The organism is Verrucomicrobiia bacterium, assembly GCA_035574275.1.
Lineage (GTDB): Bacteria > Zixibacteria > MSB-5A5 > DSPP01 > DSPP01 > DSPP01.
Window position 1 is genome coordinate 36,182 of the sequence record DATLYY010000022.1, and the last position, 13,266, is coordinate 49,447.

Genomic DNA, 13,266 nt, shown 5'->3' on the forward strand with positions numbered 1-13,266 from the left:
ATGGGTCGTCTCAAATCGACAAAAAAAATTGTCGTTCCAGGGCTGGCCGTTGCCGGAAAGAAATTCGCCTTGGTGGTCAGCCGGTACAATTCTGAAGTCACCGAAGCGCTTTTGGCTGACGCAAGGGAGTGTTTTGAACGGCACGGCGTAACGGAGGAGGGAGTCGACATCGTCTATGTGCCGGGATGTCTGGAGATTCCGACGGTGTGCGCGAAGCTGGCGGAGTCGAAAAAATATGCCGCGCTCGTTGCGCTCGGGGCGGTGATTCGGGGGGAAACCCATCATTTTGAAGTGGTGGCGAACCATTCGACAAGGGCCTTGGTAGAACTTTCGATGAAGTACAAAATTCCTGTCGCCTGCGGCATTTTGACCGTGGATAATTTGCGCCAGGCCAAGGCACGGGCCGGAGGCAAGGAGGGGAACAAGGGGTGGGAGGCGGCCAAGACCGCTCTGCAGATGGCGGATTTAATGGAGAAGCTATGAAGGGGCGTCACCGCGTTCGGGAGATGGTGCTATCCTGCCTGTACGCTGTGGAGACGGAAGGGGGGGAGCCCAAGGAGATTTTAAAAAGCCGGTTGGCGGATGACCATCTGGACGAGAAGGAAAAAGCGTTCGCCCGCGCACTTTTTGAAAAGACCTTTACCAGCCGCGAAAGACTGGATGCCGAAATAGAACCCAAGCTGAAGCACTGGAAGCTTTCGCGCATTGCCCTTTTGGACCGAATCATCATGCGGATGGCCTTGGCCGAGTGGCATTTTTTCCCGGACATCCCGGAAAAGGTTTCCATCGACGAAGCCGTGGAGCTGGCCAAGAAGTTTTCCACGGCCGAAAGCGGGCATTTTGTGAACGGCATTCTGGACGCCATTTTCAAAGACCCGGATTTGCGCAACGCCAAGCTGGTTTAAGCTTAAATTTCAAGAACAAAAGCTTTTCTTGACCGTTTCCTCTTTGGCCGGTAACTTGGGCCGGGAAAAATGCGAGGAAGAGTTTTTTGCTTTTGATTTTGGAATCGGGGTGGCTGGCTGGTCAGCTTAAAACCCTCTGGCAGATTCTCGTTTATTTGCTACCGGTTGTGCCGGTCACCATCGAGCTTACGCTTTTTTCCTTCGGGCTGGCCGTCCTGTTCGGAATTTTTGTCGGCATCGCCCGGATTTCGCACCATCCGATCATCGAGAAGAGCTCCAAGATTTACGTTGACGTTTTGCGAGGGGTACCGCTTTTGGTGCAGATTTTTTTCATTTACTTCGGGCTTGGAAAGGTGCTGCACCTCTCCAGCTTTGTCGCGGGAGTTTTGGCTATCGGCATCGGTTATTCGGCCTATCTGGCGGAGACCGTTCGGGCGGGCATCCAGTCCATCCCCAAGGGGCAATACGAGGCGGCGCTTTCGCTCGGGATGAGCCGCGCGCAGATGATGCGTTATGTTATTCTGCCCCAATCGCTGCGACTGGTGGTGCCGCCGATGGCCAACGATTTTATCGCCTGTTTGAAGGACACCTCACTCGTCTCGGTCATCGGGATGCGGGAGCTGACCCGTGCGGGGCGGGAATTTTATTCCCAATATTTCGTTGATTTTCAAACCTGGCTGGTGGTGGGGCTTTTGTATCTGGCGATGACTGTGGGGCTTTCACGTCTCGTTGTCTGGCTGGAGAAAAAATTCAAGGTGCACGGACTGGGGGAGCGGGGCGCGTGATTATCCAAATTTCCAATCTGGTAAAACGCTTTGGCAAGCACACGGTTTTAGATGGCGTTTCCCTTTTCGTCGCGGCGGGTGAGGTACTGGTGATTTTCGGCCCGTCCGGTTCGGGTAAATCGACCCTTTTACGCTGCATCAACGGGTTGGAGCGGGCGGATGGCGGAAAAATCGAAGTGGACGGCATCGAATTGGATCATCACAAGGAGCATATCCGGAAGGTGCGGGCGGAGTGCGGAATGGTTTTTCAGCAGTTCAATCTTTTTCCGCACCTATCGGTTCTGGAAAACATCTGTCTGCCCCAGCGGGTGGTGCGGGGCAGAAAGGCGGATGAGTCCGAAGCCGTCGCCCAAAAACTTTTGGAGCAGGTCGGGCTTTTGGAAAAGAAAGACGCCTTTCCGGCCCAGCTTTCCGGCGGGCAGCAGCAGCGGGTTGCCATCGCCCGGGCTTTGGGGATGAACCCCAAGATTATGCTTTTTGACGAGCCGACTTCGGCTTTGGATCCGGAAATGATTGGAGAAGTTTTGGACGTGATGAAAAAGCTGGCGAAGGAAGGGATGACGATGCTCGTTGTTTCACATGAAATCGGTTTTGCCCGGGAGGTGGCTCACCGGATGGTTTTTCTGGACGAAGGAAAAATCATCGAAGAAGGCCGGCCACAGGAGATTTTAAACAGCCAGAAAAACAAAAGAACGGCGGAATTTTTGGGGAAAGTGCTTTAAAAGAAAGAAACCTGAAGGTTACCTTCCCAAAAATAAGGTTTTCTCTTTGACAGTTCGTCCCAAAAAAGTTAATTTTCGGCCATGCAAGGGTCGTTGCGCAAAATGCTTTTGTGCATCTGGCTGAAGTGCCAGACCTGATATTCCTCCTCCGTGTCAGGGTTGGCTTCTGACACAATCATCTTTGTTCATCAAGCAAAATCAATAACCACTCCCCATTTATCCGTAGGCGGGGAGCAAAGACAGCGAGGAGGAAAAAATGTTTGTACAACCAAAAATTAAAACCCGGCTGCCGGGAGCCAAGTCGAAACGAATTATCAAACAGGACGAAACGTACGTTTCCCCGTCCTACACCCGCACCCATCCGGTGGTCATTGACAAAGGAGAGGGAGCGATGCTTTGGGATGTGGACGGCAACCGATTTCTGGATTTTCATTCCGGCATCGGAGTGACTTCCACCGGCAACGTGCATCCGCGCGTAGTGAATGCTGCTGTCCGGCAGATGAAACGCGCGATGCACGTCGCCACGGCCGATTTTTACCACCAGCCGGTGGCGGATTTGGCCAAAAAGATAACCTCTGTGGCGCCGATGAAAGGGCCGAAGCGGGTTTTCTTCACCAATTCCGGCACGGAAGCGGTGGAGGCGGCCTTTAAGCTGGCGCGCTACACCCGCAGGCGGCCGCGGACGATCGCCTTCATCAACGCTTTTCACGGAAGGACGATGGGGGCACTTTCACTGACCTGCAGCAAGCAGACCCAGCGAAAACGGTTCGCCCCCTTGGTTCCAGAAGTGACTCACGTTCCATACGCCTATTGTTACCGCTGTCCCTACAACTTGAGTTTTCCTTCCTGCAACTATCACTGCGTGCAGGTTATCGAGGATGTTTACTTGAACAAGGTAGCGCCGGCGGATGAAGTGGCGGCCTTGATTGTAGAGCCGATTCAGGGGGAGGGGGGGTACGTCGTACCGCCTCCCGATTATCACACGCGGCTGAAAAAGATGTGCGAAAAAAACGATATTCTTTTTATCGCCGATGAAGTGCAATCCGGGATGGGAAAAACCGGCAAAATGTTTGCCATCGAGCACTGGGGGGTTGCTCCGGACATCATTTCCACGGCCAAGGCCTTGGGCTCCGGGCTTCCCATTGGAGCCGCGATTGCCTCCGCCAAACTGATGAGTTGGGATCGGGGGGCCCATTCCACCACGTTTGGCGGCAATCCGGTCGCCTGCGCGGCAGCTTTGGAAACAATCAAACTCCTCGAAGGTGGGCTGATGAAAAATGCGGAGCGGGTGGGAAAGGTGATGATGGAGGAGCTGGTCCGTATGATGCACCGGCATGACATCATCGGGGACGTGCGGGGGAAGGGGCTGATGCTTGGGGCGGAAATTGTCCGGGACAAAAAGTCCAAAAAACCGGCGCCGGACTGGGCGGATGACATTATGATGGATGCGTTTCGCCGGGGACTGATGTTTTTGACCTGTGGCCCAAACACGCTACGCATCGTGCCCCCGCTGATAATTTCCGAGGAACAGGCGATGGCCGGGCTGGCCATTTTGGACAAAAGCATCACCGCAATAGAGTCCCAAAAGAAAAAGTAACGGCCTGAATGGCTAAGACGGCATCAAAAACAGCTGCCCGACGGGAAAGAAAGAAATCACCCCCCTGCGGGCATGCTCTTTTGGCGGAGGTATATCGGGGAGGCGTTGTCGAATCGAGGCATTTTGGCTCGGTGGCCGTTGTCGACGAGAACGGAAAACTGCGCTATGCCGCCGGAAATCCGCAACTCACCACTTTCTTCCGCTCCGCCTCCAAGCCGTTCCAGGTTTTGGCGCTGATTGAAGAGGGAGGGGTTGAGCGCTACGGTTTAACGCCGGAGGAGATTGCCATCATGGCGGGGTCGCATTCCGGCCAGCCGGAGCATGTCGAGGTCATTGACCAAATTTTGGCGAAAGTCGGGATAAGCGAGCCGGATTTACAATGCGGTGTCCAGACACCGCTCTATTTCAGTTCGCAGAACAGAACTCCGGAAGCGGGTCAGCCATTTGACCAGCGGCATCACAACTGCTCTGGCAAGCATTCGGGAATGATAGCCCTGGCAAAAATTCTTGGCGAGGATGTTTCCAACTATCTTAATCCCAAAGGCAAGACCCAGCGGCGGATAATGGAAGGGGTGGCGGCGGCGTGCCAGTTCCCCGCCCCACAAATGGCAGTTTCCACGGACGGTTGTTCGGCCCCCAACCCGGCTGTACCACTTTACCATATGGCATGGGGTTTTGCGCGATTGGCCTCCGCATCCCGACTCAAGGGAGCTTTTAGCCGGGCGCTGCAAAAAGTGCTGGAGGCGATGCAGCGTTACCCGCTCATGGTTTCGGGAGAAAAAAGGCTGGATTATCTTCTTGCGAAAACCTTCAATGGCAAGATTGTTGCCAAGGCGGGAGCCGAGGCGGTCGAATGTCTTGGATTGACGGACAGGGGGTGGGGCGTGGCTGTCAAAATTGACGATGGATCGCAACGAGGAATGGCGCCCGTGGTTTTTTCTGTTTTGAATCAATTGGGATACCGGTTTAATAAAAAAGGGTTGGAGGACTACATTTCCATTCCGCTCAAGAATTACCGGCAGACCTTGATTGGAAAAATAGAGGCGGCGGTCGAACTTAGCAAAGCAAAATGAAAGGGACACTCGTAAACACGGCAACCGTGCTTATCGGGGCCGCCATCGGGTATTTTGCCGGGGCGCGACTGCCGGAGCGGATTCGGACCATTTTAATGCAGGGGCTGGGGCTGGTCACTTTAGTTTTGGGGGTGCGGATGATTTTGGCCGCCGAGGGCTCTAATGCCGTGATAAAAGTGGCCGGCGCGTTGCTTCTGGGCGGAATCGCCGGGGAACTTTTGAAAATCGAGCAGGGGCTGGAGAAAGTTGGGGACTATCTTAAAAATAAGATGCAATCCGAGTCCGCCACCTTCGTTTTGGGTTTCGTTTCCGCCTCACTCCTTTTTTGCGTGGGGCCGATGACCATTGTCGGTTCCATCGAAGACGGGGTGCGGGGGGACGCCTCGATTCTCTACACCAAATCGATTATGGATGGGGTGGCGGCGGTAGCCCTCGCGTCCAGTTTGGGGGTGGGAGTGTTCTTTTCGGCCTTGACTGTTTTGATTATCCAAGGCGGGCTGACCCTTTTAGGTGCGCAGCTTTCCGTCTTGTCCGGGTCAGCGGTTATCAACAACCTGACTTCCACCGGGGGAGCGATGATTCTGGGAATTTCGTTCAAGCTTTTGAACATTGCTGCCGTGCGGGTGGGGAATTTTCTGCCGGCTCTGGTTCTGGTCGTTTTGTTCTCGCTGTGGTTTTAAAGAAAGCCCCGGAGCTGTTCTTCCGGGGCTTTCCGGTCTGGTTGATTTAGCAACAAGTACCGCCGCCGCAGCAGCCGGGACCGCAACAATCCTGCATCTTTAATCACCTCCTTATACGTTTTACCAATGATTGTTATATGCGCATATATGCATATATTATTGTAAAAAATTTTCTATTTATTTTTCTGCTCTACGAAATCCACCACCGGCTGGCAGCAGGCAAAGCTGGAGAAAAAGCCGACGCAGCAGGCCTTCAAGTTCGGTTCCGAGAGGCGGTAAAAGACGTTTTGGCCTTTTTTATCCGCGTCCACCAGCCCCGCGTTTTTAAGAACCGCCAGGTGGCGGGAGATGGTGGGCTGGGAAAGGTTGAAGAAGTCCACGATTTCCGTCACCGAGCGGGGTTTTCCCTCCAGCATCAGCACAATCTTTTGCCGGGTGGGGTCGGAGAGGGCCTTGAAAACCGGCGCGTAGCGCCGGGCGGTTTGTTCGGCTCTGGCTTTCATATTCTTCGATATCTATATACGCATATATCTATAAAAGGTTTGAATTTTTTTAATTTTTTTTTCAGATTCGGGAGGCCTTTGGGCAGGAAGCGGATTTCACATAAAAGGATAGGGGTTGCGCCGGATTGTGCTCTTGGGACGGGTTTTAACCCATTGTCTCCAAGCCGGAAATTCACAACGAAAGAATTTGGCAAAGGGGTTGCTTTCAGTCCCAGTTTCGAGAATAATGCTTGACATTTCGGGGCGGGATAGTACCTTGTATAGCAACGAAAGGAGTTTTGCCGGGAAGGTTTAGGTAACGGTTTGTCGGCCTGCAACGGGCATCAAAAGGCCGCTTAAAATTGGGAAACATAGCCGATAGGGCGACAAACCCCTTTTCGGCTTTTTTGTTTATGGGAAAACGACTGACTCTTTTGATCATCACGGCGCTGGCGGCGGGGATTACGCAGGCCGCGGAATACGAGGATATTGAAATCGTGCGGGCAGATGAAAAAGGGATTTTGTTTGAGTATAAGCCGGCCAATGTGCGGCTGGAATTGGCGGAAGGGTTTGACTCAGCCACTACCGGAAAACAGACCAAGAAGCTGGGCATCAGCAATTGTGCCCGGACCGCGGCGAGTGGAGGATACGATTTGCCGGTGCGGGTAGTTCTGATTGGGATCCCGCCCGATGCCCGTCCCGAGGTTACGGCTTTGGCCGGCGGAGAAATTGAAGTGGCTGTTTCCAACCCGGCGAAAAACGGCCGGCCGATTGACAGAGAAAACCTAATGGCAATGGATAATTACGACTTGAACGAAGAGAGAATGGGTATGGAAAGCCGGGTGATTCCCGACCGGCCGTTCTGGATTGGGAACCAACGGGTATTGCGGCTAAAACTGTTTCCGGCCCGGTACGATGAGGCCGCCGGGGTTTACCGGGTGGCCGAAAAACTTCAGGTAGAAGTCCGCATGAATTCACTGGAACGGTTTGTTTCGAGTTCCACCTCCAACTCTTGGGAAAAGGTTTTGAGAAACGGGGTTTTGAATTACGAACAGGCAAAAGCATTTCGCGGCCGTCCGGAGGCAAGCGGCAAACTGGCCAAAGCGGCGGCATTCAGTTCTCCATTTGGCCAGTCTTCCAATTGGGTGAAGGTGATTTTTTCAGAAAACGGCATTTATCGTATCGACCGGAATATGCTTGCTGCGGCAGGTGTGTCCGTTACCTCCATCGACCCTCGCACGATTCGCATGTTCTGCCAAGGAGGGCGGGCACTGCCGGCGTTCAACAACATTCCCCGCCCCCAATGGCACGAGTTGACGATTGAGGTGGCGGGGGAACAAGACGGCATCTTTGATGCCGGTGATCAAATTCGATTTTACGGATGGAGTGCGGAGGGGTGGGATTACGACACGCTTAGCGGAGCTTTTTCGTTCGGCAAAAACAATTACACCACCGCGCAGGTTTTTTGGCTGACTTGGGGTGGAACTTTTGCTGGTTCGGCTTTGCGCGCCGGCAGTCAGGATGTTACACCGACGGGCACGTCACCTGTTGTAACTTCATTTCCGGCCCGTTTTCATCTGGAGTCGGACCGACTGCTGGCGACGGACAACTTGGGGGAGATTAGCGACTATTACAACTGGTACGGCGGCAAAGGGACGAACCAATCCTATTTTTTCAACCTACCGGAAATGGTTGCCGGTTTTGACACGGTTGGAGTGAAACATCTTTCTGCTGGAGTCTCCCTGCGTGTCAATGGAGTTTCAGCTTTCCCCATCGGCCCCAGTTTGGGCCTTACCCGCTTCGAAACCGGTGCGCTAAAAACGGGTCTGAACCGGGTGGATTTGACGCTTGGAACCATGGGGAACGGATTCAGCCATTTTGATTTTCTCGAAGCCCAGTACAGCCGGACGCCGGCATATTCCGCCCCACTTTTTGAGTTTGAGACGCCATCGAGTCCCGGGATGGTGGAATTTCAAATCGGCGGCTCGCCTGCAAATTTTGTCCTTTGGGACGTGACCAACCGACTCGTTCCCGCCGTTTTAACGGGAGGGGTACGGGACGGTTCGGGGGTTTTGTCTTTTGATGTGGATGCAACTGCGAAGCGGCTTTTTGTTCTCACCTCAACGGCTGATTACAAGACACCGACTCTTTCCTGGCAGCGACAACCGCCGGTGGACTTGACGGTGGCGAACACTCAAGGAGAATTCATCCTCATCGCGCCGGCGGCCTTCCGGTCCGCGCTTTCCGGATATGCCGCCCACCGGGCTTCCGTTAGCGGGCTTGACGTTCAGCAAATTGATGTGGAGCAGATTTACAACAACTTTTCTGGCGGGTTGCCGGACCCCGTGGCCGTTCGCGACTTTCTCAAATTTGCGCGGGAGAACTGGAGCGACCCCAAGCCCCGCTTTGTGCTTCTGGCCGGGGACGCGACCTACGATTTCCGCAATATCCTGGGCACTGGAACGGTCAATTTTGTTCCGCCGTTTATCGTGGATCAGGCCTTTGACGCCTCCAGCAACTCGGACGAGGGTTTTTTGTATTTCGGCAATCCCGGTATCCTGGATTCAGCCGACCAGTTTCTGGATATGACCATTGCCCGCTGGCCGGTGAAGAACGTTTCCGAATTGCAAATCATAGCGGACAAGATACGCAACTACGAGGCGTCCCCGGAATATGGAAATTGGAGAAACCGGGTGACGTTGGTGGCGGATGACGAATTTGCCGGAGCTTCCCAAACGCAGGGATTTCATACCAGCCAGGCGGAGGAGATGGCAAACCGGCACCTGCCGTTTGTTTTTGACCGGAATAAGATTTATCTGTTCGACTATCCCTTCGACGGGCTGCGGCACAAACCGGAGGCGGAGGAGGCGATTGTAAAGGCCTGGAACGAAGGGCATCTTTTGATTGATTACATCGGCCACGGAAACCCGAACGTCTGGGCGCACGAGCGGGTTTTCAAACGGGAGGAGGATGTTCCCCGTCTGTTTAACGGCGGCAGGCTTCCTTTGGTATATGCCGCTTCCTGTGAAATTAACACCTTTGTCGAACCGCTGGCGGAAGGGATGGGGGAGGATTTGATGAAAAATCCGAACGGCGGCGCGGTGGCAGTGATTGCCGCCGTGCGGGTGGTTTTTGCCGGGGCCAACACCGATTTGAACAACAAGGTTTTTGATTTATTGTTTGCCTCGGATTCCCTTTCCATCGGGGAGGCGTTTTATCTGGCGAAGCTTTTAAGGCAGCCCAATACGAACGACCGGCGCTATCTGCTTTTTGGCGACCCGGCGATGCATCTGGCCCGGCCGGCGCACAACATCCGGCTGTCCGCACCCGATTCCCTTTCCGCTTTGGAAGTATCCCTTGTTTCCGGCGAAATAACCGACACGGCAGGCAATGTTCTCACCGGCTTCAACGGGACTGTGGCGCTTTCCGTGTTTGACGGGCTGCGCTTCAAATCCCATCCCCTCGCCGGCGCGCCGGAAATACGGGTGGATTATGCGCTTCCCGGAAACATGATTTACCGGGGGGAAGCCTCCGTGTCGGCCGGAAGCTTTCAATTACAGTTCGTCGTACCCAAGGACATCGGCTATGGTTCGCGCACCGGGCGAATATCAGCCTATGCCTGGAACAATGCAGGAGATGCCGCCGGGAACCGGGATTCGATCCCCCTTTCCGGTTCAGCTTTGGCCTCCACCGATACGGCCGGCCCGGCCATCCGGCTGGTCACGGTGGGCGGCGCCTCCCTTAAGCCGGGGGAACCGGTTTCGACCGGGGTCACCCTGCGCGTTTTGCTGGAAGATTCGTCCGGGATCAACATCACCGGCGACCCGGCTCATACAATTACGGCAGAATTCGATTTTCCCTCCGGCATTAGTTTCGATTTGACGGGAATTTTCCGCTACGAAGCCGGTTCCTTCTCCCGGGGTGAGGCCGCTTTCACCGTGCCGGAGCTCCCTGCAGGACCACATACCTTGCGCATCAAAGCATGGGACGGGGCCAACAATTCCGCCGTTTTGGAAATGCCGCTGGAAGTGGTCGCCGCGGAAAAACTCAAACTGGCGGGTGTTTTGAACTATCCCAATCCAATGAAAGATATGACCAATTTCTGCTACACCCTTTCGGCCGCAGCAGATGAGGTCGTCGTTGAAATTTTTTCGCTGGCGGGACGGGCGATACGAACCATCCGCTCCACGGCCACCCGAGCCGGCTACAATTTTGACACCACCTGGGACGGACGGGACAACGACGGAGACCGGGTGGCCTCGGGCGTTTACATCTATAAAATCCGCGCCCGGCAGGCCTCCAAAGAAACCGAAGAGTTCGGCAAATTAGTAGTCATGCGATGAAAATAAAAAGGAAACCAATAAGGGAGGTTTTAATGAAAAGGGTGCTTTTCTTGGGATTGGTCACCACCTTGTCTGTTCTGATGGAAACCCAGACGGTCTGGGCTTCTTTGCGGCAGGCGGGTGCCTTGTCCCTGCGCATTTCCACCGGAACGCGTCCCGCCGGGATGGGGGATGCCTTTGTCGGGCTGGCGGACGATTATTCGGCGATGCATTTCAATCCCGCGGGATTGGGACGCTATCCGATGAGCCCGGACTGGCTTACCTTCCCCCTGCCGAAGGGTGTGGGGCCTATCCGGCAGATTGCGCTATTGCGGAACAATGTGCCGGATATGAACTACCAGCGCTATGACGTTTGGGTGTTGGCGGGCGATAACCTGTTGCGAATGGAATGGGGCAAGTCCAAAAATACCGATTTTGCGCCCTCGGGCGACGGTCTGTGGAGCCGCGGCGTTTTGCACGAGGTGCAGGGAAGCGAAACCTTGGAAGGAATCGTTGCCCGGTGGGTGCGGGGCGGAACGGAAGGGGTTTCCCCGGAACGACTGGCGGAATTGGTTCGCAAGGTGGCGGAAGTGAACAACCGCTTCACCTATCCAGAACTGGTCGGGCTCAAGGATGGCGTGCTCTCGGCCCTGCCCCCCGATTTTGTCGATTCCGAGAAAGAAAAGCTGGCGGAAGCGTTCGACCGGCTGTTGGAACGCTTTGACAAAGCCCTAATCGTGCCGTCGGGTCTGGTGGCGCTTCGAACGGCCTCGAATCGGGCGCTTGAGGACCAGAGGATTTCCGTGGAGGAGGCCTCCGGCATTCTGGCGGCCTGCCGGAAAGCTTCGGCCAACGCGATGCCGGATCGGGTATTTTTGCCCTACAACCTTGCGTTCAAAGATTCCCTCGTCGCAGTTGCCGGCGATGAGCGGGTTTTGTGGGTGGCTACTAAAAGCGAAGTTTTCCGTTTTGACGGGGAGAGCTGGAATTCCTACGGCTCCGAACAGGGTCTGCCGGAAGGGCCGTTCCGCTATTTGGCCGTTTCTCCGGCCCGCACGGTCTGGCTGGCCAATTCCAAGGCCCTTTTTTCCCTTTCCGGAGGCCGCTGGACGATTTCTGACGCCGAGGGGGGATTCCCGGAAGGTGGATTCAAAAAGATGGTGTTTTCGGGCGAACGGGACGGCTGGGCCATTACCGACAACGACCTGTATTATTACGACGGAAAACGATGGAATAATCGTTATGAGATAACCGCCGGGGTTTCACCCGAACTGGAAAAACTGATCAGCCAATTTGTGCCGGGGCTCGATTCGACGCGCCTTGCCGAAGCTGTCGCGGAAGTCCGACGGTTGAATAATTTGGAGAATTCGGAATTGGCGACCGGTCAGAAAATCTATCTTCCGTACCGCCTTGCCTTTGCTACTCCGTTAACCGCCTTGGCCGTTGACCCTTCCAAGGTGCTCTGGGTTGGAACGGAAGCGGGGGTCTGGCGTTTTGCCGAAGGGGAGTTTGCCCGCTTCGGGTACCAGCGTTTTACGGTCACCCGGGAGAAAACCATCCTCGAGGTGGCCAAAAAATTCACCCGCGATTCCAACCCCCAGCGGTTGGCGCGCTGGATTGAACGGGTCAAAGCATATAACCGGCTGGCCACGGACGACGTTTTTCCCGAACAGAAGTTATGGCTGTATTCCGGGCCGGCCGGCAGCCGGATTACCACCCTATACGCAGGTTCTGATGCGGTCTGGATGGGGACGGAATTCGGCGTTTTGAAATTCAACAGCAAGGAGTTTGAGCGGTACGAACCGGCCGGGCTGGCGCGGGTGCCGACGGTGGACGCCCAGTTCAAAGGGGCGGACGGATTTTTCGCCACAGGCGAACAGGTCACCGTTTACGCCCGCCCCTGGCAGCAGGTCGGGTTGATGCATTCCAAATGGCTGCCGGAGCTGGCCGAGGACTTGTTTTTCGATGTCCCGGCCTATCTGCGGCATTTTTCAGGAGTCGGCACCTTCGGGTTGCAGGTCACCTTTCTTTCGCTCGGGCGGAATACCCGCATTGCCGAGACGGGGGATACGCTCGGTTATTTTGACAGCTTTGAGGGTTCCATCGGGGTCACCTACGGCACCCGCCTTTCGCAGTCGCTGACCGGAGGGGTGACCGGAAAGTTTATTTTAAGCAAACTGGCAAGTTCCGGCGCCGGGCGGGAAATCGGGAAGGGGCAGGGGACCTCGTTTGCCCTTGACCTGGGCCTTCTGTACAACACTCCTATAAAAAAGCTGACGTTTGGCGCCGCATTGACCAATATCGGGCCGAAACTGCAGTTTATAGACGCTTCGCAGGCGGACCCGCTGCCGCGCAACCTGGCAATCGGGTTTTCGTATAAACTTATTGAATCGGCCTACAACAAACTCACGCTTTTGGCGGATTTCAACCGAGATTTGGTCAGCCGGGACACCAGCGAGAGTTTTATGAAATCGGTGTTCGACGAGTCGATTGGGAATTTTGGACTGGAATACTGGTACGGGTCTTATTTCGCCGGCCGGATGGGATACGTGTACGACCCGGACGGACAGTTGAAATACATGACCTTGGGAACCAGCTTGCAGTACCGGAATTTTCGGTTTGACCTTGCCTATATCCCCTCCTCCAAAAACTTGGCCCTGGCCAATACGCTGCGGCTGGCCGTGGTTGGAAGGTTTTAGA

10 protein-coding genes are annotated in these 13,266 nt (G+C 54.9%); 9 read left to right on the forward strand and 1 reads right to left on the reverse strand.

What is annotated here, in order from left to right; translation table 11 throughout:
* The 7 genes from ribH (at position 1) to VNL73_03870 (ending at position 5,762) form a co-directional block, all read left to right on the forward strand.
* A complete protein-coding gene (ribH, locus tag VNL73_03840; protein HXF48545.1) occupies positions 1–483 on the forward strand; it encodes a 6,7-dimethyl-8-ribityllumazine synthase in 483 nt (160 codons plus the stop codon).
* Positions 480–905 carry a transcription antitermination factor NusB gene (gene nusB, locus VNL73_03845; protein HXF48546.1) on the forward strand — a complete coding sequence of 142 codons (426 nt, stop codon included), beginning with the start codon at positions 480–482 and terminating at the stop codon, positions 903–905. Before ribH ends, nusB begins: the two co-directional genes overlap by 4 nt.
* Before the next feature lie 86 nt (positions 906–991).
* Positions 992–1,690 carry an amino acid ABC transporter permease gene (locus VNL73_03850; protein HXF48547.1) on the forward strand — a complete coding sequence of 233 codons (699 nt, stop codon included), beginning with the start codon at positions 992–994 and terminating at the stop codon, positions 1,688–1,690.
* The gene (locus VNL73_03855; GenBank protein HXF48548.1) at positions 1,690–2,412 is read left to right on the forward strand and encodes an amino acid ABC transporter ATP-binding protein; all 723 of its coding nucleotides are present in this window, start codon (positions 1,690–1,692) and stop codon (positions 2,410–2,412) included. Before VNL73_03850 ends, VNL73_03855 begins: the two co-directional genes overlap by 1 nt.
* A 256-nt stretch (positions 2,413–2,668) precedes the next feature.
* Positions 2,669–4,009, forward strand: coding sequence for an acetyl ornithine aminotransferase family protein (locus VNL73_03860; protein ID HXF48549.1), 1,341 nt, complete (start codon positions 2,669–2,671; stop codon positions 4,007–4,009).
* A gap of 8 nt (positions 4,010–4,017) precedes the next feature.
* Positions 4,018–5,082, forward strand: coding sequence for an asparaginase (locus VNL73_03865; protein HXF48550.1), 1,065 nt, complete (start codon positions 4,018–4,020; stop codon positions 5,080–5,082).
* Entirely contained in the window at positions 5,079–5,762 is a 684-nt protein-coding gene (locus VNL73_03870) for a DUF554 domain-containing protein (GenBank protein HXF48551.1), read from the forward strand. The genes VNL73_03865 and VNL73_03870 overlap by 4 nt, the downstream gene beginning before the upstream one ends.
* Positions 5,763–5,935: 173 nt before the next feature.
* On the opposite strand, the gene VNL73_03875 is transcribed toward VNL73_03870, so the two are convergent.
* A complete protein-coding gene (locus VNL73_03875) occupies positions 5,936–6,265 on the reverse strand; it encodes a metalloregulator ArsR/SmtB family transcription factor (GenBank protein HXF48552.1) in 330 nt (109 codons plus the stop codon).
* A gap of 392 nt (positions 6,266–6,657) precedes the next feature.
* Between VNL73_03875 and porU the strand changes: the two genes are divergently transcribed.
* Together porU and VNL73_03885 are read left to right on the forward strand one after the other, a co-directional pair.
* On the forward strand, positions 6,658–10,587 hold the full coding sequence (gene porU, locus VNL73_03880) for a type IX secretion system sortase PorU (protein HXF48553.1): 3,930 nt from the start codon (positions 6,658–6,660) through the stop codon (positions 10,585–10,587).
* Between the two features lie 32 nt (positions 10,588–10,619).
* A complete protein-coding gene (locus tag VNL73_03885) occupies positions 10,620–13,265 on the forward strand; it encodes a PorV/PorQ family protein (protein HXF48554.1) in 2,646 nt (881 codons plus the stop codon).
* Position 13,266: the final 1 nt, after the last annotated feature.